Below are 395 nucleotides of genomic sequence, written 5' to 3'. Positions count from 1 at the left end.
CACTGTACGGGACCTCCCGGGAACTGCTTCCTGAGACAGACGGCGCCGGGGAGAACCCGTACAGTGCCGCTGAATTTAAAAATTCCCGAAGTCCTTCCGGAAGACTGAACCCTTTCACCTTCATAAATGTAAACATACGGTCCAGGAAATGACAGACATTTGCCTTATTCTCTCCATAAGACGACGCATTGGGTTTCAGTGAACAATCCAGGTCAAAATATTCATAAAACCCATTTGTATCCTCTATCTCAGCGCCATTCCAGGCAAACGAAACCATTCTTTCGAAAAGTCCGGGCGCCGCTGCTTTTTCTGATCCGTTCTCTTGAGCTTCCTTCTGCCCACACACCCATGCACAACTTTCCTCAACCAGTTTTTCCGCCTTCTTTGCAGAAATC

At 48.1% G+C, this 395-nt stretch carries 1 pseudogene; it reads right to left on the bottom strand.

Going from position 1 to position 395, the window contains the following annotated elements:
- Window positions 1-395 (bottom strand): annotated as a pseudogene (locus tag NE473_RS30480) (ATP-dependent helicase); the annotation flags it as partial.

This window comes from Hungatella sp. SL.1.14 (assembly GCF_024460495.1).
GTDB classification, from domain to species: domain Bacteria; phylum Bacillota; class Clostridia; order Lachnospirales; family Lachnospiraceae; genus Hungatella; species Hungatella hathewayi.
The sequence above is the reverse complement of the archived record's forward strand: the minus strand, read 5'-3'. Positions and strand labels throughout refer to the sequence as shown.